Raw genomic sequence first — 24,621 nt, 5'->3', positions numbered from 1 at the left:
TAATGGACCGTGCCCGATTACTGATGACGATCAGTGTACGGCAGCAGAGACAGGTAGCGAGCGCGTTTGATAGCGCGAGCCAGCTGACGCTGGTATTTTGCACGAGTACCGGTGATACGGCTTGGGACAATCTTACCGCTTTCGGTGATGTAGTTTTTCAGCGTTGCGATATCTTTATAGTCGATCTCTTGAACGCCTTCCGCGGTGAAACGGCAGAACTTGCGACGACGGAAATAACGTGCCATTTGGCTAGTCTCCAGAATCTATCAATTCAATCTGCTCGGCATGTAACACCATTCTGCTCTGACCATTGCGTGCCTGATGGCAGCTAATGAAACCTTCGAGAACGAGTTGCGTACCGACCGTTATATGTTGAGTAATCACCTGATGGGTGCTGCCGCTGATAATCACCGGCATCTGACACCAGGCTTGCCGGTGAAAACCGGCCTCCTCCTGCACAGAACGGTGCTCAAGCACGAACTGGCAGTGAGGAATCCCTGACGGACTGACTTTTCGAACTGGCGTCTTGCACACAGTGCCTGACAGGCGCAGTCGATTTGCCGTCATGTCGGATTACTCTTCAGAATCCCCAGCATCTGAGTCATCTGATGATTCGTTAGCGAAGTCTTCGCGACGATCACGACGCTCATCTTTCGCTTTAACCATCGGAGATGCTTCAGTTACCGCGTGCTTAACGCGCATAACCATGCTGCGGATAACGGCGTCGTTGAAGCGGAAGTTAGTTTCCAGCTCGTCAATCACTTCCTGCGGTGCTTCTACGTTCAGCAGAACATAGTGAGCTTTGTGCAGTTTGTTGATTGGGTAAGCCAGCTGACGGCGGCCCCAGTCTTCCAGACGGTGAATCGTGCCCTGTGCACCGGTGATAGCACCAGTGTAACGCTCGATCATACCTGGAACCTGTTCGCTCTGGTCAGGATGGACCATAAATACGATTTCGTAATGACGCATCGATAGCTCCTTACGGATTATTCAGCCTCCTGTCGGGGTCAGCTGCGGCCCATGGAAGCAAGGAACGTTATAGGTTGTGAATCATTTAAATGAAACACACCTCTGAATGCAGCTGAAAAATTGACGCGTAATCATACTGGCGTCCCCCTGGAAACTCAAGCGCACAATTCATCAAATCGCGTGGGTCGTGCCAGTTAAGCGCACCTTTTGTGCTAAGGATTAAGATTCAGCGGGTTAGCGAGGGTTTATTCAAAATTGCTGATGGAGGCGTTCAACAGGGCGATCTGGCATCAATGTGGCGAAGAACTAAACTATTTACAGGCGCAACGGTTTGGCTTATTCGCGGCGTCTGAGAGTGTAATCCCTGGAGTGAGGAGTCGAATATGAAAACCATCATTTTCGCCACTTTACTGGGTCTCTTCCTGTCTCCACCCGCTTTCGCCAGCTCCGCTGACTACGCGCAGCAGATGAGAAGTAACAGCAGCAATGCGGCTTCAGGCTATGTCTATGTCAACCGGCTGGATGCGCCTGGCAGTAACCCAGTCAGTGCGAATACCAGTGCAGCAGATCGTCTGTCTTCACAACTGTAAATCGGATGACGTAACGGGCTGGCTCACTTTGCCAGCCCGAGTTGTTTCTACAGCTGATGTTTGAAAAAACTCACCAGTGCAGTCAGGGCTGAAGGCGTGATTTTGTGGCCGATGTGCTTTTCCGACAGGTAAGTCATTTTTTCATTCAACGCGGCTTCACGCAGCCCTTTCTCCAGCCGGACGGTTTCAGCGAACGGCACCACTTCATCGGCTTCACCGTGCCACAACAGCAGCGGGCGATTGGCCAGCTTATCCAGTTGCTGGCTGGGATCGTAAGGTGCCAGCGGCGCGAGGCGAGCAGCGAAGGCCTCTTTCTGTTCTGGCGTGCGCGCCACCAGCGGTGGGAACAGCGTGTGGCTGAGCTGCATAAAGTAACCGGAGCCCATCATACAAGCGACGCTATGAATCTGCGGATAGCGCACCATCGCGCCCAACGCCGTCATGCCGCCCATCGAAGCACCAGCCACTGCAAAGCGCTCATCGGCAATCAAATCTTTCTCACGCAGCGCCGCTTCTAACTGTGGTACTTCGTCAATGTTCTGTTTGAGGATCTCCCAAAAGTGCGTCATACGCGCTTCAGTATCCCCGTTGTAGCGCGCGCCGTGCATGTCGGCATCCGGCATCACGACGCGGAACCCAGCCTGCGCCAGCGCCACCGCGAAGTAGCTGTACACTTCTTTGGATGAGGTAAAGCCGTGATAAAACAGGATGGTGGGTAACCGTGCCTGCCGCTGTCCTGCGGGAGCCGCATGGATACACTCAATACCTGCCAGGTTTTCCGTTGCCAACTCAATCATACCGCCTCCGTTGAGAATGATTATCACCCGTCACAGTGTAAGCGCTGAGCGACAAAACGCGAGCGACTTCACATTTAATCAGAATAATTTCTGTACTAAACCTTTTGCCGCATTTGCCGTTGATCTTGTACCCCTCCAATAGTCTTGAAATAGGTACTTTATGAAGCGTCTCTCTCTCAGCGCCATGGGTCTCGGCATTAAACTGTCTGTATTGACGTCTTTAAGCGTGGCGATTGTGCTGTTTACCCTGACCCTAACACTGAGTCATAACGCGGCCCGTCAACTGGAGCAGCTGGCGACTGACGATATGCAAAATCAGGTGCTGGGCATTAATGAAATGGCCACCATGTTTAACGCCACGTTGTCTGAAGAAGTGGCGAACTACACCAAACTTTTCCAGAGCTTCCTGCCCAAGCGCTTTAGTCGTGATGAGAACGATCGCATTCAGGTCGGCGAATTCAGCACGCCTACGCTGCGCGCCGGGCTGAAAACCCTCAACCTCGATCAAATCGCGGTGGATGATTTTCTCGATCGCACCGGTGCGGTGTCGACCATCTTTGTGCGTGACGGTGAAGACTATGTCCGTATTGCTACCTCGCTGAAAAAACAGGACGGTAACCGCGCCATCGGCACCAAACTGGATCGCAGCAGCGCGGCATGGCGCAACGTCAATCAGGGCGAAGTTTATCGCGGACTGGCCACGCTGTTTGGCCATCGTTATATCACCCAGTATCAGCCGGTGCAGGATGAGAGCGGCGCGGTGATCGCTATTCTGTTCGTTGGCGTACAGATCGATACGCAATACGCCCTGATGCGCGACAAAGTGCTGGCGCGCCATCTCGGCGACAGTGGCAACTTCTTTGTGTTGAACGGTGCCACCGGCAGCACGCAGGGACAGTATCTGTTTGATCGTCAATCAGAAGGCAAATTGCCGCGTTGGGATCAGACCGTCCAGCAGCAACTGTTAACCCAGCCAAAAGGGTTAATGAGTATTGAGCTCGATGGCGAGACTAAGTTATTGGCGTGGCAGCAACTGCCGGGCTGGAACTGGATTATTGCCGGAGAAGTGAGTCGTGCCAGCCTGCTGGCCCCGATAACCCAGAGCCGTAACCTGTTTATCGTCATTGGGCTTGCCCTGGTCATCGCTTTTGCCGTGGGCTTTATCTGGTACAGCCGACGCGCCATTACGCTCCCGTTGCAGCAGGTGATTCATCTGGCAGAGCAGTATGCGGCCGGTAATTTGCAGGCGCATCTGGATTCCACCCGCCGTGACGAAATCGGTCAACTGGTCGCGGCCATAAACGGTATCGGCGATGGGCTGGAAAAAGTGGTGAGTCAGGTTCGCTATGCGGCACGCGATATCAGTCGTGGCACTGACACTATCGCCGCCAGCAGCTCCAGCATTAGCGAACAGATCAATCGTCAGGCGAGTAGCGTGGAAGAGACCTCTGCCAGCATGGAGCAGTTTGGCGCGACGGTGGCGCAAACCGCGGCCAACGTCCGCCAGGCGATGGCGCTGGTCGGTGAAGCGGCCAGCACCGTCAATCATGGCGGCAGTACGGTGGCACGCTCGGTCGAAACTATGGCGGAGATCCGCGTGGCTTCACAGAGCATTGCTGATATCACCCATGTGATTGAATCGATCGCTTTCCAAACCAATATTCTGGCACTTAACGCGGCGGTGGAAGCGGCGCGTGCCGGTGAGCACGGCAAAGGCTTTGCCGTGGTGGCAGCGGAAGTCCGTGCGCTGGCGCAGCGCAGTGCCAATGCGGCTAAAGAGATCGATAACTTGATCGCCACCTCCATCGATAAAGTGGCGGCTGGGCATACGCTGTCGGAGCAAACGCGTGATGCGATGCAGCATATCGTCAGCCATATTGAGCAGGTGAAAACGCTGATGGGCGAGATCAATATCGCCGCACAAGAGCAGGCAGCGGGCATTGGTCAGGTTAATCTGGCAATGAATCACATTGGCCAGGCAACGCATCAAAGCAGCGATATGATCACCCAATCGGAAACCACCGCGCAGACGCTAAGCCAGCAAGGTCATCATTTGACGCAGCTAGTGAGTGTTTTTCATTTGAAAGACTAATGTGAACGGGGAAGATGGCCTAAACTGGAGCCATCTTCCTTTTCAGGAGCGTGTTATGCATCGCTTTTTACTGGTGTTGAGCCTATTACTAACCGGATGTGCTGCGTTTAAAACCACGCCGGAAGCCCCACCGCCGCCCACCAGCCACGCGCAGGAGATTAGTCGTGCGCAAAGTTATGGCTTGCGCAAGCTGGGCAATATTACGATCTCTACCCGTGGTTCACCGGATGATGCCGAGCGCGCACTGGCCGCACGCGCGAATCAGGCGGGCGCGGTTTACTACCAAATCCTGATGCTGGATGAAACCACGCTGCCCGGTTTTTGGTACGGTACTGCGATTCTCTATGGTGCGCCTTCAACCAGCGCTGGCGCGCAACAGTAAGCGCGTGCAGAGGTCGTCACTCAACGAACGCCGCCCCCGCATATCCAGGTGTTGATCGCACCAGCCATCAGCCAACGGCGGTTCTGCCACTTTTAACAGAATCGCCGCGCTCGCCAGTTGTAACAGTTCCTGCGTCACCTCACGTGCCATACCTTCCCGCACATGGTTGAGCTGCAGCCTTAACTGGCGCCAGCGACGATCAAAGTGGCGATTGCTGCCTTTTACCGCTTCAAATTCATCGTTGAGCATGGTCATGACGTCCGCCTGGCGACCCAGCACGCGCAGCACGTCGAGGCACATCACGTTGCCAGAACCCTCCCAGATGCTATTAACCGGCATCTCACGGTACAGACGCGGCAGTTCACTCTCTTCGCAATAGCCGATGCCGCCCAGCACTTCCATCGATTCTGCCACAAACGGCATGCCCGCTTTGCAGATGCCAAACTTGGCGGCGGGGGTGAACAGTCGCGCATATAAACGTTCGTGCTCGCTGGCGGGGGTGGACCATGCACGCGCTAATCGCATTAGCAGCGCGGTTTGCCCCTCTAACTGCAATGCCTGCTGCGCCAGCACGGTGCGCATTAATGGCTGATCGCTAAGGTTTTTGCCCATCACCTGACGCTGCTGCGCGTGATGCAGGGCAATCGATAAGGCGCGGCGCATTAAGCCATGGCTGCCCAATGCGCAATCAAAGCGTGTCATGCCGCCCATTTTCAGGATCAGCCGCACGCCATCGCCCTCTTCGCCCATCAGCCAGCCAATCGCATCCTGAAATTCCACCTCGGCGCTGGCGTTGGAGCGGTTGCCTAGCTTGTCCTTCAGGCGCTCGATGCGAATGGCGTTGCGCGTGCCATCAGGCAGCAGACGCGGCAGAAAGAAACAGCTCAGCCCTTGCGAAGTCTGGGCCAGAATCAAATGCGCATCGCTTTGCGGCACAGAGAAAAACCATTTGTGACCGGTGATCCTAAATGGTTCGCCCGTGCCGCGTGCCCCAATGGGTTCCGCGCGCGTACTGTTGCTGAGCACATCGGTTCCGCCCTGTTTCTCGGTCATGCCCATGCCAATCAACAGGCCGCGCTTTTTGTTGCCCGGCTGGTGATGCGCATCGTAGCGATCGCTCAGCAGCGCCTCGCGCCAATCCGCGTAGGCTTCCGGCAGATGATTTTGCAGTAGCGGAATGGCGGCGTGAGTCATGGTCACCGGACAGAGCGAACCCGCTTCGACCTGAGCATGCAGCATAAATCGCGCTGCACGCGCCACCATCGCATTGGGCTGCACATCGGGCTGCCAGCTGAGGTTGTGCAAGCGGCTGGCGCATAGTCCCTGCATTAGCAGATGCCAGGCCGGGTGAAAGCGCACTTCGTCCAGCCGTTCACCGCGTGCGTCATAGCGCTGCAGCTCAGGCGGTTGGGTATTCGCCAGCCGACCTAATTCCAGCGATTCCGCGCTGCCGAGTTGCAGTCCGACAGAGGCCAGCCATTCGCGGTCCCAGCCAGCACCCTCACGTGCCACTGCCTCGCACAAAGCGATATCGCGGGTGAATAAATTGCTGTTACTGAGAGGATGGGGCTGATTGAAAACGCTGTGGGTTGTCCAGGTCATAATGTGGCATCTCCCTCATAAAACGCATGGTTCAAGTATGAGGGGGATGTGCAGTTATGCCTGGCTCAGAAACACTTTTGTGGTGGGGATCACGCCAAACGCTGGCGTACCGCTTCGAACAGGCAGACGCCGGTGGCGACAGAGACGTTCAGTGAAGAGACGCTGCCCGCCATTGGGATGCTGATCAGCTCATCGCAGTGTTCACGGGTCAGACGACGCATGCCTTCGCCTTCCGCACCCATCACCAACGCCATCGGGCCAGTCATGTTGCTCTGGTACACGGTGTGATCGGCTTCACCTGCGGTGCCAACCACCCAGATGTTGTACTCCTGCAGTAAACGCAGGGTACGTGCCAGGTTGGTGACGCGAATCAATGGCACGTTCTCTGCTGCACCACTGGCGACTTTTTTCGCCGTGGCATTCAGCGGGGCGGCACGATCTTTCGGCACGATGACGGCATGCACGCCCGCCGCATCGGCGCTACGCAGGCAGGCACCGAGGTTATGCGGATCGGTAACGCCATCCAGTACCAGTAGAAACGGTTTTTCCAGGCTTTGCAGCAGATCCGGCAGATCGCCTTCCTGATAGTTTTTACCCTGCTTGACGCGTGCCACGATACCTTGATGCACACCGCCTTCCACCTGGCTGTCGAGCCATTGGCGATTAGCCACCTGAACCACAATTCCCTGAGCTTCCAGTGCGGCAATCAGCGGCTGCAGGCGACGATCGTCACGGCCTTTGAGAATAAAGACTTCCTGGAAACGCTGAGGATCACGTTCCAGCAGCGCCTGCACGGCATGAATACCAAAAATTATTTCACTCATTTGTTTGCTCAAGGTTGGATGTATCGATTTGAAAATTTGAGTATTAATTTCGGTGCACATAACTGCGCACCCTACAAAACGTGCTGATTTAACGTACGCTCGTCGTCACAACACGCTGAACTAACTTAAAGTCGCCATCACTACGCACTTATCCATGATCTGTCGAGCGGGCGCCATCAAAGCACGCTAGCCTAACTTTGGGGCGCCGTTTAAGGCGACCCCACCTTCAAAGTGCGATCAGGTCTTCAGGCTTCGCGAGCCAACCCTCAAGCTTCGTTAGGTTTCTTCTTCGACCCGCGCTTGGCCTTGGTGGCGGCGGCGATTTTACGGGTTTTCTCAGAGACTTTTTTGCCTTTTTTCTCAGTTTTAGCCGATTTTTCAGCAGGCGCATGCTGCTTCTTCTCGCTGCGGAACGCTGAATCTGGCTCGAAGGTGCCCTTTTTACCCGCATCGCGACGACGTCTTGCCGGCGGCTTGCCGCCGCGCTTCTCACGTTCGCGCTCGGTTTTACCCTCGCCGCGCGGTACGCGCTTGCTGGAGATGAGCGCAAAGTCGATTTTGCGCTCATCCATGTGCACCGCTTCCACACGCACTTCCACCGTATCGCCTAAACGATAAGTACGGCCACCAGATTCGCCAATCAGACGCTGACCAATTGGATCGAAACGGTAGTAATCGTTATCCAGCGAAGAGACGTGCACCAGGCCATCGATAAACAGATCGTTGAGACGCACGAAGAAGCCAAATCCGGTCACGCTGGAGATCACGCCGCTAAACACGTTGCCAACCTGATCCTGCATAAAGTCACATTTCAGCCAGTCCGCGACATCACGCGTGGCTTCATCAGCACGGCGTTCGGTCATCGAACAGTGCTGACCGAGCTGCAACATCTGCTGCATATCGTAGTGATAACCGCCGTTTGGCGTAGTGTTGCCTTTCAGCGTGCCCTGCTCTTTCGCCAGCAGGTATTTAATCGCACGGTGCAGCAGCAGATCAGGATAACGACGAATTGGCGAAGTGAAGTGTGCATAGGACTGCAACGCCAGGCCAAAGTGACCACGGTTTTCAGGATCGTACACCGCTTGCTTCATTGAGCGCAGCAACATGGTTTGCAGCATTTCTGCATCCGGGCGATCGGCCACTTGCTTGAGCAATTCGGCATAGTCGACAGGCTGCGGTTTCGCGCCTCCTGGCAGGCTCAAGCCCAGCTCGTTCAATACGGTGCGGAAGCTTTTGATGCTATCTTCGGTTGGACGATCGTGATCGCGGAACAGTGACGGTTCCTGATGCTTCTCAACATAACGCGCCGAGGCGATGTTGGCGAGAATCATGCACTCTTCGATCAGCTTGTGCGCATCGTTACGCACGGTACGTTCAACGCGATCAATACGACGCTCCGCATTGAAGATAAATTTGGCCTCTTCCGTTTCGAAGGAGATGCCGCCACGCTGCTCACGTGCGGTTTCCAGCTCCTGATACATGTGATGCAGCTCTTCAAGGTGTTTAACCTGCGCGGCATACTGCTCACGCAGCTCGGAATCGCCCTGCAGAATGTTCCACACCTTGGTGTAGGTCAGACGCGCGTGGGAGTTCATCACCGCTTCGTAGTGCTTATAGCCGGTGAGCTTGCCGCTGGAAGAGATGGTCATCTCGCACACCATGCACAGACGATCCACCTGCGGGTTCAGCGAGCACAAACCGTTGGAGAGGATCTCCGGCAGCATCGGCACCACTTGTGACGGGAAGTAAACCGACGTGCCGCGCTGATGCGCTTCGTCATCTAACGCCGTGCCTGGACGCACGTAATAGCTGACATCCGCAATCGCCACCCACAGACGCCAGCCACCACCGCGTTTTTTCTCGCAGTAAACGGCATCATCGAAGTCACGCGCATCTTCACCATCGATGGTGACGAGCGGTAACTCACGCAGATCGACGCGGCCTTTTTTTGCCTCCTCTGGCACCTGCTCTTTCAGTTTCGAAATCTCTTTCTCAACTTCTTCCGGCCAGGTATGTGGGATCTCGTGGGTGCGCAGCACCATATCGACCGCAAGACCGGTGCCCATGTTATCGCCGAGAATCTCGGTGACCTTACCGATGGCTTTGGTGCGACGGGTTGAGCGCTGGACGATCTCTACAACCACCACCGAGCCCATGCGCGCGCCCTGGGTTTCTTCCTGCGGAATCAGGATGTCGAAGCTCAGGCGGCTGTCATCCGGCACCACAAAACCGGTGCCGGCATCGGTAAAGTAACGGCCAACAATCTGGCTGTTGCGTGGTTCCAGCACGCGCACCACGCGCGCTTCACGGCGACCTTTACGGTCTGCACTACCCGGCTGTGCCAGAATCACATCACCGTGCAGGCAGAATTTCATCTGCTCAGCAGACAGATAGAAATCATCTTTCTGGCCTTCGACGCGCAGGAAGCCATAGCCATCACGGTGACCAATCACTTTACCGCGCAGTAAGTCGAGGCGTTCTGGCAGGGCGTAACATTGACGACGGGTAAACACCAGCTGACCGTCACGCTCCATGGCGCGCAGACGACGGCGCAGCGCTTCAAGCTGCTCTTCGCTGGTGATATTCAATTCCTGGGCAATTTCATCACGATTGATGGGTTTCTCACGCTTTTCTAACAGCGCCAGAATAAATTCGCGGCTTGGAATGGGGTTGTCGTACTTTTCTGCTTCTCTATCCTGATAAGGATCTTTTGACATTACGGTTCCTCCGATGTCATTTAATTTGGATTGCCACCGGCGGTTCGGACAATAAAATTTGGTACAGTGAATCGTTATCTTTGACCAGATCGGCCAATGTATAGTTATCCAGCTCTTTGAGGAATAACTGGACCGCATCGTGCAGCGCCTTGCGCAGACGACAGGCCGGTGTGATGGCACACTCCTCACAGTTCACCAGCTGCAAAGGCTCCATTTTTCTCACTACCTGACCAATGACGATTTTTTCCGGGTCCATGCCTAAACGAATTCCGCCGTTTTTACCGCGTGTCGCGGCGACAAAGCCAGCCCGGCTGAGTTGGTTGATGATTTTAACCATATGGTTACGCGACACCCCGTAGGTATCGGTGACTTCGGTAATGTTGGTCTGCTTACCTTCCGGCAACGTCGCCATGTAAATCAGCGCACGCAGACCATAATCGGTGAAACTCGTTAGCTGCACATATACCTCGGTGAATCATCGGGCGTTAGGGTTATGCGCCGGTCGGCGTGGTGTTTAAGTATGATGATAAACCAGAGCGTGGAAGCCGGTGCGTTTTTTCTTAAGCAAGTATCGATAATTGCAAGAAAAAAGAGAGTGAGCGGAGTCAAAGAGCGGATAAACAAAGGCCGGACAGTGTCCGGCCATGTAAGATTATGCGTCGAACGGGTCGCGCAGAATCATGGTCTCACTACGGTCCGGGCCAGTTGAAATAATATCAATCGGCACACCGGTCACTTCTTCTACACGCTTGATGTAGTCACGCGCGGCCTGTGGCAGACCTTCCAGCGTTTTCACACCAAAGGTGGTTTCGCTCCAGCCAGGCATGGTTTCGTAGATTGGCTCAATACCTTCCCAACCTTCCGCAGCCAGTGGCGTGGTGGTCATCTCGCGGCCATCCGGCATGCGATAAGCCACACAGATTTTCACTTCTTTCAGGCCATCCAGCACGTCCAGTTTGGTCATGCAGAAACCTGACAGGGAGTTGATCTGTACTGCGCGACGAACGGCAACCGCATCCAGCCAGCCGGTACGACGACGACGACCGGTGGTCGCGCCAAATTCGTGGCCCTGTGCACACAGGAACTCGCCAGTTTCGTCAAACAGTTCGGTAGGGAATGGACCCGCACCAACACGCGTTGAGTAAGCTTTAACGATACCCAGCACGTAATCAACATAACGTGGGCCAATACCGGAGCCCGTCGCCACGCCACCTGCGGTGGTGTTAGACGAGGTCACATACGGATAAGTACCGTGGTCGATATCCAGCAGCGTACCCTGTGCGCCTTCGAACATGATCAGATCGCCACGCTTGCGCGCACCGTCCAACAGGTCAGAAACGTCAACCACCATGCTGGTCAGAATGTCAGCCACAGCCAACGTATCGCTCAGCACTTTTTCATAGTCAACCGCATCAGTTTTGTAGTAGTTAACCAGCTGGAAGTTGTAGAAATCGACGATTTCTTTCAGCTTAACGGCGAAGGTTTCTTTATTGAAGAGGTCGCTCACGCGCAGACCGCGACGTGCAACTTTATCTTCGTAAGCTGGACCGATACCACGACCGGTGGTACCAATCGCTTTGGCGCCACGCGCTTTTTCGCGCGCCACGTCCATCGCGACGTGATATTGCAGAATCAGTGGACATGCTTCGGAGATCAGCAGACGTTCACGTACCGGCACACCGCGCTCTTCCAGGCCTTTCATCTCTTTCATCAGCGCTTCAGGTGACAGCACAACACCATTACCAATGATGCTGGTCACGTTATCACGCAGGATGCCAGATGGAATTAAGTGGAGGACGGTTTTTTCACCGTTGATGACAAGTGTATGGCCTGCATTGTGGCCACCCTGGTAACGCACAACGAAATTCGCGCGTTCAGTCAGAAGGTCTACGATCTTACCTTTACCTTCGTCACCCCATTGGGTGCCCAGTACGACGACGTTCTTACCCATTTTTTCAAAATCACCGATTGCTTAAAAATGGATTCTACCATCGGTTTTGCTCACTTTCAGCACTTTTAGCATACGATTGCGCGGTTTTTTGCCCGCGTTTTGATCAATACAACATGTTGGGGGAAACATCGACTGCAAGACACAATTTAGCCGTGCGTTATCGCTCAAATTTAACGCTATGCGCTCGCGTGCACGCTCAGCATGTAATAAATCACCACGCCCGCTACCACTAATCCACCACCAAAACGATGCAGGATGCGATCGGGCAACTGCGCCATAGACAGAATCATGCGGCGCCAGATGCGCGGCAGAAACATCGGACCCAGCCCTTCCAGCACCAGAACCAATGCCAGCGCCATCCAGATGGTTGTGTTCATGCTATTTTTCCCAAAAAAAAGGCCGACAACATTGTCGGCCTCAAGGTTATATCAGTTCTTAACGCGCGGCGTTAGTCGGCGCCTTCATAAAGCGGAAGAAATCGCTATCCGGGCTCAACACCATCACGTCCTGATTGTCAGAGAAGCTGTTCTCGTAAGCACGCAGGCTGCGGATAAAGGCATAGAAATCAGGATCCTGACCGAAAGCATCAGCAAACAGTTTTGCTGCCTGCGCATCACCTTCACCACGTGAAATCAATGCCTGACGCTGGGCTTCAGCCAAAGTTCGAGTGACCTGGTAATCCGCCTGAGCACGCAGTTTTTCAGCCTCTTCCTGACCTTGTGAACGCTGGCTACGGGCAACCGCTTCACGCTCAGCGCGCATACGGTTGTAGATAGCATCAGACACTTCCGCTGGCAGGTTGATCTGCTTGATGCGTACGTCAACCACCTGAATACCCAGTGCAGCCATACTGTTCGGGTTTGGTGCTGGCTCGCTGCTGTTGGTTTCACGCTCAACGCGGGCTGCCGCGCTGGCAATCGCATCATCTGCAGCTGGCGTCTGCACTTCGTCATCACTGCCTGCAGTACCGGTGTTCAGCGCATCACGCACGTCGGTGGTCAAACGGCCACGTGAATCCGTGACGATGTCTTTCACATCCAGACGACCCATCTCAGAACGCAGACGGTCACTGAACTTACGTTTCAGCAGCACTTCAGCCTGAGAAACATCACCACCGCCCGTAGCCAGGTAGTAACGGCTGAAATCACTGATGCGCCACTTGATGTAGGAATCAACGATCAGGTCTTTCTTCTCTTTGGTAACAAAGCGATCGGCCTGGTTGTCCATGGTCTGGATACGCGCATCCAGCGACTTCACAGTTTCAATAAACGGGATCTTGAAGTGCAGACCCGGTGCATAAACCTGCGGCTTGTTCTCGCTATCGCGCAGAACTTTACCGAAGCGCAGCACGATACCGCGCTCACCTTCCTGCACCACGAACAGTGATGCGTACAGCGCCACCAGGACGACAATAATTACGGCAATAATTGGCTTACGCATCGATTACTCCCTCCCTGCGCGCTGGGTATCGTTGCGTAACGCATTGGCGCGACGCTGGTCCATGATGCTGCTCGGACTATAAGACGAAGAGTCATCATTGCTGGCACTGCTGCCAGACGAAGGCAGCTTCATCAAATTAGTGTTTTTCTGGCCAGCCTGGCTGCCAGAAATCTGACCACCACGCATCAGTTGATCCAGTGGCAGCACCATCAGGCTGTTACCACGGTCGTTAACCAGGACTTTACGTGTATGGCTCAGCACGCGTTCCATGCTTTCGATATACAGACGCTCTTTGGTGATTTGCGGTGCGGCTTTGTATTCCGGCAGCAGTAAAGCAAAGCGTGCCACTTCACCCTGCGCTTCTAACACCGTACGCTCTTTGTAAGCGCGGGCTTCTTCCAGAATACGTTGCGCCTGACCGTTCGCACGCGGCTGCACTTCATTCGAATAGGCTTCTGCTTCACGCACGTACTGCTCGCGGTTTTCACGTGCGGCGATGGCATCGTCAAACGAGGCCTTCACTTCTTCCGGTGGACGTGCCGCCTGGAAGTTAACGTCAAGCAGGGTAATCCCCATGTTGTAAGGACGGATGGTTTCATCCAGCTCACGTTGCGTCTCGCTACGCACCACGGTACGGCCTTCAGTGAGGATACGATCCATGGTAGAACGACCAATCACACCGCGCAGCGCACTGTCGGTGGCCTGACGCAAACTGTCGTCAGCGCTGGTGACCGCATACAAATACTGCTCAGGATTGGTTACGCGGTACTGCACGTTCATTTCCACGCGCACCACGTTTTCGTCAGACGTCAGCATCACGCCAGAGGCGGCCAGTTCACGCACGGCTTCAACGTTAACGGCACGCACCTGATCGATAAAGGTTGGCTTCCAGTTCAGGCCCGGCTCAACCAGATGGCTGAACTTACCAAAACGGGTCACAACGCCACGTTCTGCTTCTTTGATGGTGTAGAAACCGCTGGCAGCCCAGATGACCACTGCGGCTACGGCAACGATGCCAACCAGTTTGCCACCGCTACCGCCGCCGCGCTGGCCATTGTTGTCACTCTGTTTGCCACCGCCCAGTCCGCCGAGTTTTTTACTCAGCTTACGGAAGATATCATCCAGATCAGGAGGCCCCTGATCGCGCCCTCCCTTATTTCCCCCAGAGTTGCCGCCTTGATTATTGCTGCTTCCCCACGGGTCGCGGTCCTGTCCGTTATTTCCGGGCTGATTCCACGCCATGTTTCTACTCCATTTATTGTATTTACGTTTTTTACCCTTCCTCTTTCGAATTGCGGCCCAGAGAAATAATTGCAGCAATTTTCAACAAGTTAGGTAAAGGCGTTAGGGCAATATCAAACAATATAACTGGCTAATGACGGTTCCTGTTTGCACAAACGACGCCAGTCAACGATTGGCATTCGCACGTGCATACCTACAGAACCATCATCTTCATTCCATTCTTTCTCAATCGCCTGCAGTTGGTAGAAGCGGCTGCGCAAACGGCCCGCTTCTGGCGGCAGACGTAAATCATACTGCGCAATTTCACCGGCTAAGCGTTCAGACAGCGCCTGCCAAAGTAAGGGTAGACCTTCACCGCTCTGAGCAGAAAGCCAGACGCGTGTCGGCTTATTCTCTTCATCACGATCAATACGCGGCACAAAACCGTCCAGCATGTCGATTTTATTCATAATCAACAGCATGGGAATTTCATCCGATTCGATTTCTGCCAATACTTCATTAACGGCGTCGATGTTGTCGTTGACGCGCAAATCGGCAGCGTCAATCACGTGCAGCAAGAGCGTCGCCTGACGTGTTTCCTGCAGTGTGGCTTTAAAGGCCGCCACTAAGTCATGCGGTAAGTGGCGAATAAACCCAACGGTATCCGCTAAAACCACCTCACCCACGTCTGCCACATTCAGGCGACGCAGTGTCGGATCGAGGGTCGCAAACAGCTGATCGGCCGCATATACATTGGCTGACGTCACCGCATTGAACAGGGTAGATTTGCCGGCGTTGGTGTATCCCACCAGCGAAACGGTGGGCACATCGGCTTTGGCGCGTGCTTGTCGGCCCTGTTCGCGCTGCTTCTCCACACGCTCAAGGCGGGAAAGGATGAGACTAATGCGATTACGCAGTAAGCGGCGGTCCGTTTCCAGCTGCGTTTCACCGGGACCACGCAAACCAATACCGCCTTTTTGGCGCTCAAGGTGCGTCCATCCACGCACCAAACGGGTTGCCATGTGGCGCAATTGTGCCAGCTCGACCTGTAATTTACCCTCATGGGTACGGGCGCGCTGAGCAAAAATATCGAGAATTAAGCCAGTGCGGTCGACAACGCGACATTCACACACTCGCTCGAGATTACGTTCCTGGGCAGGCGATAAGGCATGATCGAATAATACGACCGATGCTCCACTCGCTTTCACCGCATCGGCAATTTCAACTGCCTTTCCTTCACCGACAAAATATTTGGGATGTGGCGCTTTACGGCTGCCAGTAATCACATGCAGCGCTTCGACGCCCGCAGAAGAGACAAGAGTTTCGAACTCCTGCAAATCTTCCAGCTCTTTGTCTTGGGAGAACCAGATGTGTACCAGTACGGCCTGCTCACCGGCATCATAACGGTCAAACAAGCTATAACCTCGCTAAAATAAAATAACCAGGACGGGAAAACGCTTTCGCTCCCCAGCCCTGGCTTTACGGCAGCGCAAAATTATTCTGCGTTATCGCCGTCTTGTTGTGGCTGCGACTGAGCGCCCTGGTTGCTTCCGCTATGGTGGTAATTGCTGCTGCCACCGCTACCGCCCGGGTTGTTGCTATGGTGCGAAACCGGACGAGAAGGAACCACTGTAGAGATGGCGTGCTTGTACACCATCTGGCTAACCGTGTTTTTCAACAGAATGACGAACTGATCAAAGGATTCAATTTGTCCTTGCAGCTTAATACCATTCACCAAATAGATCGAAACCGGTACACGTTCACGACGCAATGCGTTCAAAAACGGGTCTTGTAATGATTGCCCCTTAGCCATTCTATCTTTTCCTTATATGCTTGTTGTTTGTTACTTTAAGAACCGTGGTTCAGAAAAACTGCGTAAAAATTTGCGCACGATAACGGACCAATTGTACACAATCATCCCTGCTACGCACTAACTACCTGAAGCACCGCATTACGGGCTAATTCTGGCTCGTCACTGTCTAACCAATGGACGTTTGGCCAGCCACGTAACCAGGTCATCTGGCGTTTAGCGAGCTGCCGGGTGGCGCAAATTCCCCGATAAACCATTTCGTCGTAATCGATTTCACCAGAGAGATAAGACCACATCTGGCGATAACCCACACAACGAATGGAAGGCATATCCGTATGCAAATCACCTCGTGCAAACAGTTCACGAGCCTCCGCTTCAAATCCTGACGCTAGCATCTGGTCGTAACGCAACGCAATGCGTTGATGTATCAGTTCACGATTCGCCGGAGCGATAGCAAACTGGTACACGTCGTAGGGTAACGCTTCGCCGGGTGTTTTTGTCAGTTCCGTTAAAGTTTTACCCGAAATAAAAAAAACTTCCAGTGCTCGCGAAAGTCTCTGCGGATCATTCGGATGAATACGACTACTGGCGACCGGATCGATTTCACACAGCTGGCGGTGTAGGGCTTCCCACCCTTTCTCCGCCGCCATTTGCTCTATCCGCTGACGCACCTCGGGATCGGCCGAGGGCAACGGCGACAATCCTTCAAGCAACGCCTTGAAGTAGAGCATGGTTCCACCAACAAGCAACGGAATCTTACCCTTTTGGGTAATCTCCGCCATTTCTGCCAGCGCATCGCGACGAAACTCAGCGGCGGAATACGCTTCCGCCGGATCGCGAATGTCCAGCAAACGATGGGGCGCCAGTGCTAACTCTTCTGCCGAAGGTTTCGCCGTGCCAATATCCATCCCGCGATAGATTAAGGCAGAGTCAACGCTGATAAGTTCCACCGGAAGTTGCTGACGCAGCGAAATCGCTAATGCCGTCTTACCGGAGGCGGTAGGCCCCATCAAAAAAATTGCCTTTGGCCGGCTAGCCTGGTTTAGTTCACTCATGCTTCAACGCGTTAATCGCGCTCTCAATCTCAATGGTCTGTAACAGACCTGAAGGCGGCGACTTGAGCAGATGCGGGCATAGCCTTTCCAGCTCTGCCAGCAGTGCAATCGCCTGCGAGTGATTCCAGTGAGCGTGTTCTGCATCATCACGACGTGCCAGCCATTGGGCCAACGCAGATGCAGAAACCTCTTGCTGCCGGGCCAAGTAGCCTAACAGTTCTGGAATCAAGATTTGTAAATTTTGTGTGCGTAACGGTAAAGGGACGGCGCGTAAGGTGACGTGCTGACCTTCTCGTTGTAAATCAATGCCCATCAGCCTCAATAACGCGCCCTGAACATCGATCACATTCAACTCTTCTTTGGCAATTTTCAGCCGGACCGGGATCAGTAAAGGTTGAGGTTTCAAGCCCTCTTCTCCCGGTTGTAACTGGGCCTGTTTCAGCCAGCGTGAGGCCACATTCAGTGACAACAACTGTAATTGATGACCCCGTTCCAGCAGCGCATATTGCTCATGCATCACGCTCAGCACACGACCAAAACTTTGCGCATGTGCAGCCAACGGCGCTTCGCGTGCTTCAGGCTGACGCACGGGAGCCGGTTGCGGCGCGGCGGCGCGAGGGGCTTCGGCCACAGGCGTTTTCATTAACTGCTGGTAGGCGGCACCTTCACGTGCTCGATACACCGGCTCTTTATTCTGCCAACCCGCGTGCGTTACCGCTGCCGCACCGCCGCTGCGGGAGCTGGTGCTATTGCGTGTTGTGTTCGCCGGTTGCGCAAAATGATTCGCGCCTGCGGCCTGTCGGTTCTCTGGCTGCCACTTTGGCGCGGGCTCTTCCGCATGCGTGATGGGCAACTCTGCGGCACGGCTCGCCTGCAACGCACTCATGACGCCCTGCCAGATGAAATCATGCACCAGCCGTGACTGGTGAAAACGGACTTCGTGCTTCGCGGGATGAACATTGACATCCACCTGATGGGGATCGATCTCCAGATACAGCACATAAGCGGGTTGTTGATCTTCCCCCAACTGCGTCTGATACGCCTGCCGAATCGCATGGTTGATCAGCTTGTCACGCATCATGCGGCCATTGACGTAACAATATTGCAGATCCGTCACCTGACGTGACCCGGCGGGATCGGCCACCCATCCACGCAACGCCAAATCGTCATGCTGCCAGTCAATGCGCAGAGCATGTTGCATAAAGGGGGTGCCACAGATAGCGCCAAGACGGCGTTCACGCTGCGCTTCCTGATCCACCGCACGATACTGGCGAATCATCTTGCCGTTGTGGGTCAGCGAAATTGCCACGTCAAAGCGCGCCAGCGCGATACGGCGAATCACTTCATCAATATGGGTAAATTCGGTCTTCTCGGTGCGCATAAACTTGCGGCGCGCCGGGGTGTTGTAAAACAGATCGAGCACTTCCAGCGACGTCCCGACAGGATGTGCTGCAGGTTTCACCGTGACATCCATATCACGTCCTTCCGCATAGGCTTGCCAGGCTTCGTGTTGATCCGCGGTGCGAGAGGTTAGCGTGAGGCGTGAAACCGAACTGATACTGGCGAGGGCTTCGCCGCGAAAACCGAGGCTCATAATCGCCTCAAGATCATCCAGCGAAGCAATTTTACTGGTAGCATGGCGAGCCAATGCCATGGCCAGTTCGGCTTTGGCGATGCCACAACCGTTATCGCGGATGCGAATCAACTTCGCGCCGCCTTTTTCGATATCAACGTCAATGCGCGTCGCGCCGGCATCAAGACTGTTTTCCACCAGCTCTTTTACGACCGATGCCGGGCGCTCAACCACTTCGCCGGCGGCAATCTGGTTCGCCAGCTGCGGCGGTAAAATCTGTATTGGCATGGTGGTGATCCTTTAAGCAGACTGGCGCCGCAGCGCCAGCAATCAGGATTGTGGAATCTTTAAGTTTTGCCCCAGCATCACGTTGCTCGACTTCATATTATTCGCCTGCATGATGGCTTTGGGGCTGACACCATAATGAGCGGCGATCCCGGTGAGTGAATCACCGCGTACCACTTTGTGTCGGGTAGGACGACTCGCAGCGGTCACGCTCACGCCCGATTTTGCCGGGACTTTCAAGTGTTGCCCGACCCACACCACATCGCGTTTCAGGCTATTGAGGTCACGCAGAGTTGCCATGCTGACACCGTATTTGGCGGCAATACCTGACAACGTCTCACCGCGCGTCACCGTATGGCGCTGCGTCGCGCCAGTGTATTGCACGGTACCGGTTGCCGGGTTGCTGGCAACGCTAACCGCTGGTGCGCTGTCCAGCGGCCGGTTTTCCTCCTTTGGGATGGATTGCAGCGGATGCGCGAGGAAATAGTTGCGCAGTCCTTTATAGATCGACTGAGCAATTTTCTCCTGATACGCGCTGCTGCCAAGCAGCCGCTCCTCCGCCGCGTTACTGATAAAGCCAGTCTCAACCAGTAAAGAAGGGATATCCGGTGAACGCAACACGCCTAAGCTGGCATGCTCCGGTAAACGTTTGTGCAACGGCGTCACTCCGCGCAGTTGCTGCAGCACTTTCACCGCGACATCATAACCAACGCGCTGTGAATGCCCGAATTGCAGATCCAGTACCGCCTGGCTTAAGTAAGGATCAGCCTGGCTGTTTGCCAGTAAATCACCAGCACCGCCCAGCAATTCGGACTGCTTCTCTTTCTGTTCCAGCCAGTTCGCCATTTCGTTATTGGCGCGGCGGTTTGATAACACCCAAACGGATGCGCCGGTCGCCGAATGGTTGGGCGCGGCGTCGGCGTGAATCGATACCAGTAAATTGGCATTCTCTTTTCGCGCCACCTCGGATCGCCCCATCACCGAGATAAAGTAATCGCCGTTTCGCGTCAGCACGGGCTTAAACATCGGGTCCTGATCCATCAGCGCTTTCAGTTTGCGCGCAATGGCAATGGTGACGTTCTTCTCGTGCAGGCCATGCTGGCCCGATGCGCCGGGATCCTGACCACCGTGGCCGGCATCAATCGCCACAATCACCGTGTCATTGCGTGAAACGGCGCCACCCGGACGTACCGTGGTGTTGCTGTTGGTGACGGTGGTCACCGGATTGGCATTAAAGGGATTCGCCGCACTCTCGCTCTGGCGAGCGGTGGTCACCGGTGCGGCAGCAGTGCTGCGTTTTGCCGGTTGCGTACCGCGAATGGTAAACACCACGCGATACTGATTGCCGTCACGTTGGGTGCTGGCACGCGTGTGTGCCGCCTGCGTCAGTTCGAACACCAAACGAATACTCTGTTTATCTTTCGGCTGGCTATTGCGAATGCGTTGTACGATGTTTTCGCCGCTAAAGTTCAGCGGCAAGCCCTTAATCGCGCCACTTTGCCGAATATCCAGCACCACACGATTGGGGTTATGCAGCGGGAAGAAACCATACACGGGTTGACCATTAAAACTCAGCGTGACGGTTGCCTGACTGTCGCCGTTTTCGACTTTGATATCTGACAAGGTGGCAGATAACGCAGAAGCAGAAACGATACAGAGCGCAGCCAGCAGAATCCCTTTCATCCATGCGGTCATGCCGACTCCCTGCCTTGCTGGAACTGGGCCAGCAGCGTTTCACCCACTGCAGAAACCGCGCTGATCTCCGCTTCTCGCGCCGCGTCCACGTAGCGCAGCGTCAATGCCAGATCGGGCTCGGGTAATACGCCAGCGCCCTGCTGCGGCCATTCGACCAGGCACAATGCATCCCCGCTGAAGTAATCGCGGATACCCATAAACTCCAGCTCTTCAGGATCGGCCAGGCGATAAAGATCGAAGTGATACAGCGTGCGTGAGCCGAGTTCGTAGGGCTCCACCAGCGTATAGGTTGGGCTTTTCACATTACCCTGATGGCCAAGCGCCTGCAAAAAGCCGCGGCTAAACGTGGTTTTACCGGCGCCGAGATCGCCATAAAGATAGATCACCAACGCGCTGCTGCAAACGCGGGCAAGTTGCGCACCCAGATTTAGGGTTGCCGCCTCATCGGGCAAAGGGATAACACAGGTTTTCATGCTTTATTGTTGGATCATCTCTGGATTAACAAACTGCCACAGCAGTTCGAACAAATCAGTGGCTAACATGCCGCGCGTACCGCGCTGCCGGGCAACCGCATCTGCCGCTGCACCGTGTGCGACACAGCCCGCGCAGGCTGCCTCAAGTAAAGTCAGTTTCTGGCCCAGCATGGCCGCAATGATACCGCTCAGGACATCGCCCATGCCGCCGGATGCCATCCCTGCATTGCCTACATCCGCAATCGCGATGTCACCTGCCGCGCTGGCCACGATCGTGCCTGCGCCTTTCAGCACCACCACACCGCCGTAGCGTTTAGCGAGCGTTTGCGCCGCCTGTAAGCGGTCGCGCTCGACCTCACTGGTCTTCACGCCTAACAGCCGTGCGGCCTCGCCAGGATGCGGAGTAATGATGCGATTCTGACGGTAATCCGGCTTGATTGCCAGCAGGTTAAGCGCATCAGCATCCCAAAGCATCGGCTTTTCACTAGACGCGACTTTTTTCAGTGCCTTCTGAGCCCACTCACGTTGTCCCAGTCCGGGCCCGATAGCGATCACGTCTGCCCATTGCAGGGCCTGTTCCAGCGTTTCATCATTTAGCGCATCGACCATAAGCTCCGGTCGCGCGGTCAGAATCGGGCCGATATTATCTTCATGCGTGAGCACGCGCACAAGCCCAGCACCACTGCGCAGCGCCGCTTCCGCCGTCATTCGAATCGCCCCGGCGGTGCCAGTATCCCCTCCCACTACCACTAAACGTCCATGGTCACCTTTGTGCGAAGTGGCTTTTCGTGGTTTCAGCCAGTGCACCAGATCAGCCGCATCGTAGCGTTGAATGGGATCCGTCTCGCCCGCGAGGAATGCATTCAGGCCTAGCGCATCACAATGTAATCGACCCACGTGATCGCGAGCTTTACCAGTCAACAATCCCGGTTTCAACACAATCATACTCAGGGTGACATCCGCGTTGATGGCATTGCCCGGCGTGGTGCCAGTGGCAGCATTCAACCCCGATGGAATATCTATCGCGAAGATGGGCGCGGCATGTGCATTGGCCAGATCAATCAATTCAGCGTAAGGCGCGGCTGGTGCACGATTGATGCCGGTACCGAGCAATGCATCGATGATCACATCAATGTTTTGCGGCCATGACGCATCCGGGGCATGTATCACCCCGCCCGCCGCCAGCCAGGCTTCTTGCGCCTGCTGCGCTTCTTCCGGCAGCGGCTTATTACCGGTACATGCCAGCAGTGTCACCTCTAGCCCCGCAGCCTGTGCCAACCGCGCCACCACATAGCCATCGCCCCCGTTATTACCCTGTCCGCACAGAATCAGCCAATGCTGCGCCTGCGGCCATTGCGCCCGCACCCGTTCGTAGCTCGCCTGTCCGGCGCGCAGCATCAATTCATACAAGGTTAAACCCAGGCTATCCGCCGCATCGCGCTCCAGTTGCCCTATCGCCTGCGCAGGCCAGACAGAGTGTGGTAAACTGCGCGGGTTTGCTTCAATTGCCTGGTTTCTCATGTCATACCCTCTCGATCTTCAACAGCTTGCCCACCAAATTAAACAGTGGGGGCGCGAACTCGGCTTTCAGCAGGTTGGTATTTGCGATACCGATCTTAGCGCTGAAGAGCCCAAATTACAGGATTGGCTGGAGAAGCAGTATCACGGAGAGATGGACTGGATGGCGCGCCACGGCATGATGCGTGCGCGTCCGCATGAACTCCTGCCCGGCACACTGCGCGTGATCAGCGTGCGCATGAACTACCTTCCGGCCAAAGCGGCGTTTGCCAGCACCTTAAAAAATCCTCAGCTGGGCTATGTCAGCCGCTATGCGCTGGGCCGCGATTATCACAAAGTATTGCGCAATCGCCTGAAAAAGCTTGGAGAAATGATTCAGGCGCATTGTGGCGAACTCAACTTTCGCCCATTTGTCGATTCCGCCCCCATCCTTGAACGGCCGATTGCCGCCAAAGCAGGCTTGGGCTGGACCGGTAAACACTCGCTCATTCTCAATCGCGAAGCCGGTTCCTGGTTCTTTCTCGGCGAGTTGCTGATTGATTTGCCGTTGCCCGTCGATCAGCCACAGGAAGAACAGTGCGGTCGCTGCGTCGCCTGCATCACTATTTGCCCGACTTCCGCTATCGTTGAGCCTTATGTGGTTGACGCGCGGCGCTGTATTTCCTATCTCACTATTGAGCTGGAAGGTGCGATACCGGAAGAATTCCGTCCGCTGATTGGTAACCGCATCTATGGATGTGACGATTGCCAGCTTATCTGTCCGTGGAATCGTTATGGTCAGTTGACCGATGAAGATGATTTCTCGCCGCGCGCGGTGCTGCACGCGCCGCCGTTGGTGGATCTCTTCAAGTGGGATGAAGCGAAATTCTTGCGAGTCACTGAAGGCTCTGCGATCCGCCGCATCGGCCACTTACGCTGGCTGAGGAATATCGCAGTAGCATTGGGCAATGCGCCCTGGGCAGAAGAAAATCTGGCGGCGTTGCAAATGCGTAGCGGTGAAAACGCCATGCTGGATGAGCATATTGACTGGGCCATCACGCAGCAATTACAGAGGCGTGCGGCACAGAGCGTGGATGTTCAGCCCGCGAAGAAACAGCGCTTAGTGCGCGCCGTCGAGAAAGGCCTGGTCCGTGATGCGTGATTAACCAATCGCGCAGGATAAAATCCTTTTCCACATGCTGTGAATAAAATTATAAAGCCGAATAGTGACGAGGATCATTATATCGTCTACCAAGACTATTCACAGACTGAAATACCTTTAATTCATTAACAATCAATGAGTTAAATGATTATTGTAAACATTTAAGTAGAATATTGCGCGCAGGGGCTTGTCCAGAGCTTGTGGATAACTCTGTTCAAAACAGTTTTGCAGATAGGGTAAAACGCCGTCGGTACGTTGCAGGCGCATTGTGGATAACCTGTAAGATAACTGCAACAGACTACAGGCATCGTTGGTGCTAATGCGGTACGTAAAATTTCCAGAAAGAAAACCAGGCCGCATGAGATCGATAAAGACTGCAGCAGTTTTAAGTCTGATTACGCCCGAGAGCAAATAACATTAGTGAATATGAAAATCTGGAGCGGGAAACGAGACTCGAACTCGCGACCCCGACCTTGGCAAGGTCGT

At 54.7% G+C, this 24,621-nt stretch carries 23 protein-coding genes; 4 read left to right on the top strand and 19 right to left on the bottom strand.

All coding sequences use genetic code 11. The annotated features are described in order from the left end of the window. Window positions 1-17 precede the first annotated feature (17 nt). From rpsR to rpsF, 3 genes are read right to left on the bottom strand one after another with little or no spacing between them, the layout of a single operon-like run. Window positions 18-245: a 30S ribosomal protein S18 gene (rpsR, locus tag RT340_RS02120; RefSeq protein ID WP_000135199.1), complete on the bottom strand. Its 228-nt coding sequence runs from the start codon at window positions 243-245 to the stop codon at window positions 18-20. Window positions 246-249: 4 nt separating this feature from the next. Next, window positions 250-567 carry a primosomal replication protein N gene (gene priB, locus RT340_RS02115; RefSeq protein ID WP_034829319.1) on the bottom strand — a complete coding sequence of 106 codons (318 nt, stop codon included), beginning with the start codon at window positions 565-567 and terminating at the stop codon, window positions 250-252. 6 nt (window positions 568-573) lie between these two features. Beyond that, window positions 574-969 carry a 30S ribosomal protein S6 gene (gene rpsF, locus RT340_RS02110; protein WP_034829324.1) on the bottom strand — a complete coding sequence of 132 codons (396 nt, stop codon included), beginning with the start codon at window positions 967-969 and terminating at the stop codon, window positions 574-576. Between the two features lie 383 nt (window positions 970-1,352). Between rpsF and RT340_RS02105 the strand changes: the two genes are divergently transcribed. Continuing rightward, on the top strand, window positions 1,353-1,559 hold the full coding sequence (locus RT340_RS02105) for a hypothetical protein (protein ID WP_034829327.1): 207 nt from the start codon (window positions 1,353-1,355) through the stop codon (window positions 1,557-1,559). Window positions 1,560-1,606: 47 nt separating this feature from the next. On the opposite strand, the gene yjfP is transcribed toward RT340_RS02105, so the two are convergent. After that, window positions 1,607-2,356: an esterase gene (gene yjfP / locus RT340_RS02100; protein ID WP_211728482.1), complete on the bottom strand. Its 750-nt coding sequence runs from the start codon at window positions 2,354-2,356 to the stop codon at window positions 1,607-1,609. Between the two features lie 160 nt (window positions 2,357-2,516). On the opposite strand from yjfP, the gene RT340_RS02095 reads away from it, so the two are divergent. Further along, on the top strand, window positions 2,517-4,448 hold the full coding sequence (locus RT340_RS02095; RefSeq protein ID WP_211728481.1) for a methyl-accepting chemotaxis protein: 1,932 nt from the start codon (window positions 2,517-2,519) through the stop codon (window positions 4,446-4,448). 55 nt (window positions 4,449-4,503) lie between these two features. Beyond that, window positions 4,504-4,830, top strand: a complete 327-nt coding sequence (bsmA, locus tag RT340_RS02090) for a biofilm peroxide resistance protein BsmA (RefSeq protein WP_211728480.1) — start codon at window positions 4,504-4,506, stop codon at window positions 4,828-4,830. Here bsmA and RT340_RS02085 read toward each other — a convergent pair. From RT340_RS02085 to nnr, 15 genes are all read right to left on the bottom strand, one after another. Beyond that, the gene (locus RT340_RS02085) at window positions 4,804-6,432 is read right to left on the bottom strand and encodes an isovaleryl-CoA dehydrogenase (RefSeq protein ID WP_097119490.1); all 1,629 of its coding nucleotides are present in this window, start codon (window positions 6,430-6,432) and stop codon (window positions 4,804-4,806) included. The genes bsmA and RT340_RS02085 overlap by 27 nt on opposite strands. 89 nt (window positions 6,433-6,521) lie before the next feature. Beyond that, complete coding sequence (gene rlmB / locus RT340_RS02080) at window positions 6,522-7,256, bottom strand: 23S rRNA (guanosine(2251)-2'-O)-methyltransferase RlmB (RefSeq protein ID WP_211728479.1); 735 nt, start codon at window positions 7,254-7,256, stop codon at window positions 6,522-6,524. Between the two features lie 266 nt (window positions 7,257-7,522). After that, on the bottom strand, window positions 7,523-9,973 hold the full coding sequence (rnr, locus tag RT340_RS02075) for a ribonuclease R (protein ID WP_313373786.1): 2,451 nt from the start codon (window positions 9,971-9,973) through the stop codon (window positions 7,523-7,525). A gap of 16 nt (window positions 9,974-9,989) precedes the next feature. Then, window positions 9,990-10,433 (bottom strand): nitric oxide-sensing transcriptional repressor NsrR, encoded by a 444-nt coding sequence (gene nsrR, locus RT340_RS02070; protein WP_034829346.1) that lies wholly within the window; start codon window positions 10,431-10,433, stop codon window positions 9,990-9,992. 192 nt (window positions 10,434-10,625) lie between these two features. Beyond that, the gene (locus RT340_RS02065; RefSeq protein WP_034829348.1) at window positions 10,626-11,924 is read right to left on the bottom strand and encodes an adenylosuccinate synthase; all 1,299 of its coding nucleotides are present in this window, start codon (window positions 11,922-11,924) and stop codon (window positions 10,626-10,628) included. 176 nt (window positions 11,925-12,100) lie between these two features. Beyond that, the gene (locus tag RT340_RS02060) at window positions 12,101-12,301 is read right to left on the bottom strand and encodes a DUF2065 domain-containing protein (protein WP_034829350.1); all 201 of its coding nucleotides are present in this window, start codon (window positions 12,299-12,301) and stop codon (window positions 12,101-12,103) included. Between the two features lie 58 nt (window positions 12,302-12,359). Continuing rightward, window positions 12,360-13,364, bottom strand: coding sequence for a protease modulator HflC (gene hflC / locus RT340_RS02055; protein WP_211728477.1), 1,005 nt, complete (start codon window positions 13,362-13,364; stop codon window positions 12,360-12,362). A 3-nt stretch (window positions 13,365-13,367) separates the two neighbouring features. Then, window positions 13,368-14,606: an FtsH protease activity modulator HflK gene (hflK, locus tag RT340_RS02050; RefSeq protein ID WP_034829354.1), complete on the bottom strand. Its 1,239-nt coding sequence runs from the start codon at window positions 14,604-14,606 to the stop codon at window positions 13,368-13,370. Between the two features lie 113 nt (window positions 14,607-14,719). Next, a complete protein-coding gene (gene hflX / locus RT340_RS02045) occupies window positions 14,720-16,000 on the bottom strand; it encodes a ribosome rescue GTPase HflX (protein WP_097119487.1) in 1,281 nt (426 codons plus the stop codon). A gap of 80 nt (window positions 16,001-16,080) precedes the next feature. Beyond that, window positions 16,081-16,398 (bottom strand): RNA chaperone Hfq, encoded by a 318-nt coding sequence (gene hfq, locus RT340_RS02040; RefSeq protein ID WP_034829366.1) that lies wholly within the window; start codon window positions 16,396-16,398, stop codon window positions 16,081-16,083. Window positions 16,399-16,508: 110 nt separating this feature from the next. Beyond that, entirely contained in the window at window positions 16,509-17,450 is a 942-nt protein-coding gene (gene miaA / locus RT340_RS02035) for a tRNA (adenosine(37)-N6)-dimethylallyltransferase MiaA (RefSeq protein WP_211728476.1), read from the bottom strand. Further along, window positions 17,443-19,311, bottom strand: coding sequence for a DNA mismatch repair endonuclease MutL (mutL, locus tag RT340_RS02030; RefSeq protein WP_211728475.1), 1,869 nt, complete (start codon window positions 19,309-19,311; stop codon window positions 17,443-17,445). Before mutL ends, miaA begins: the two co-directional genes overlap by 8 nt. Before the next feature lie 42 nt (window positions 19,312-19,353). Then, window positions 19,354-20,991 (bottom strand): N-acetylmuramoyl-L-alanine amidase AmiB, encoded by a 1,638-nt coding sequence (gene amiB / locus RT340_RS02025; RefSeq protein ID WP_370523126.1) that lies wholly within the window; start codon window positions 20,989-20,991, stop codon window positions 19,354-19,356. An 8-nt stretch (window positions 20,992-20,999) separates the two neighbouring features. After that, window positions 21,000-21,476, bottom strand: a complete 477-nt coding sequence (tsaE, locus tag RT340_RS02020; protein WP_034829377.1) for a tRNA (adenosine(37)-N6)-threonylcarbamoyltransferase complex ATPase subunit type 1 TsaE — start codon at window positions 21,474-21,476, stop codon at window positions 21,000-21,002. 3 nt (window positions 21,477-21,479) lie between these two features. Continuing rightward, a complete protein-coding gene (gene nnr, locus RT340_RS02015) occupies window positions 21,480-22,997 on the bottom strand; it encodes a bifunctional ADP-dependent NAD(P)H-hydrate dehydratase/NAD(P)H-hydrate epimerase (RefSeq protein WP_097119484.1) in 1,518 nt (505 codons plus the stop codon). Between nnr and queG the strand changes: the two genes are divergently transcribed. Further along, window positions 22,996-24,135, top strand: a complete 1,140-nt coding sequence (gene queG, locus RT340_RS02010; protein WP_097119483.1) for a tRNA epoxyqueuosine(34) reductase QueG — start codon at window positions 22,996-22,998, stop codon at window positions 24,133-24,135. The two genes, nnr and queG, sit on opposite strands and share 2 nt — an antisense overlap. Window positions 24,136-24,621: the final 486 nt, after the last annotated feature.

This window comes from Pantoea sp. CTOTU50773 (assembly GCF_032082325.1).
Lineage (GTDB): Bacteria > Pseudomonadota > Gammaproteobacteria > Enterobacterales > Enterobacteriaceae > Pantoea > Pantoea communis.
Note: the sequence above shows the minus strand (reverse complement) of the source record. Positions and strands in the feature narration are given on the sequence as shown.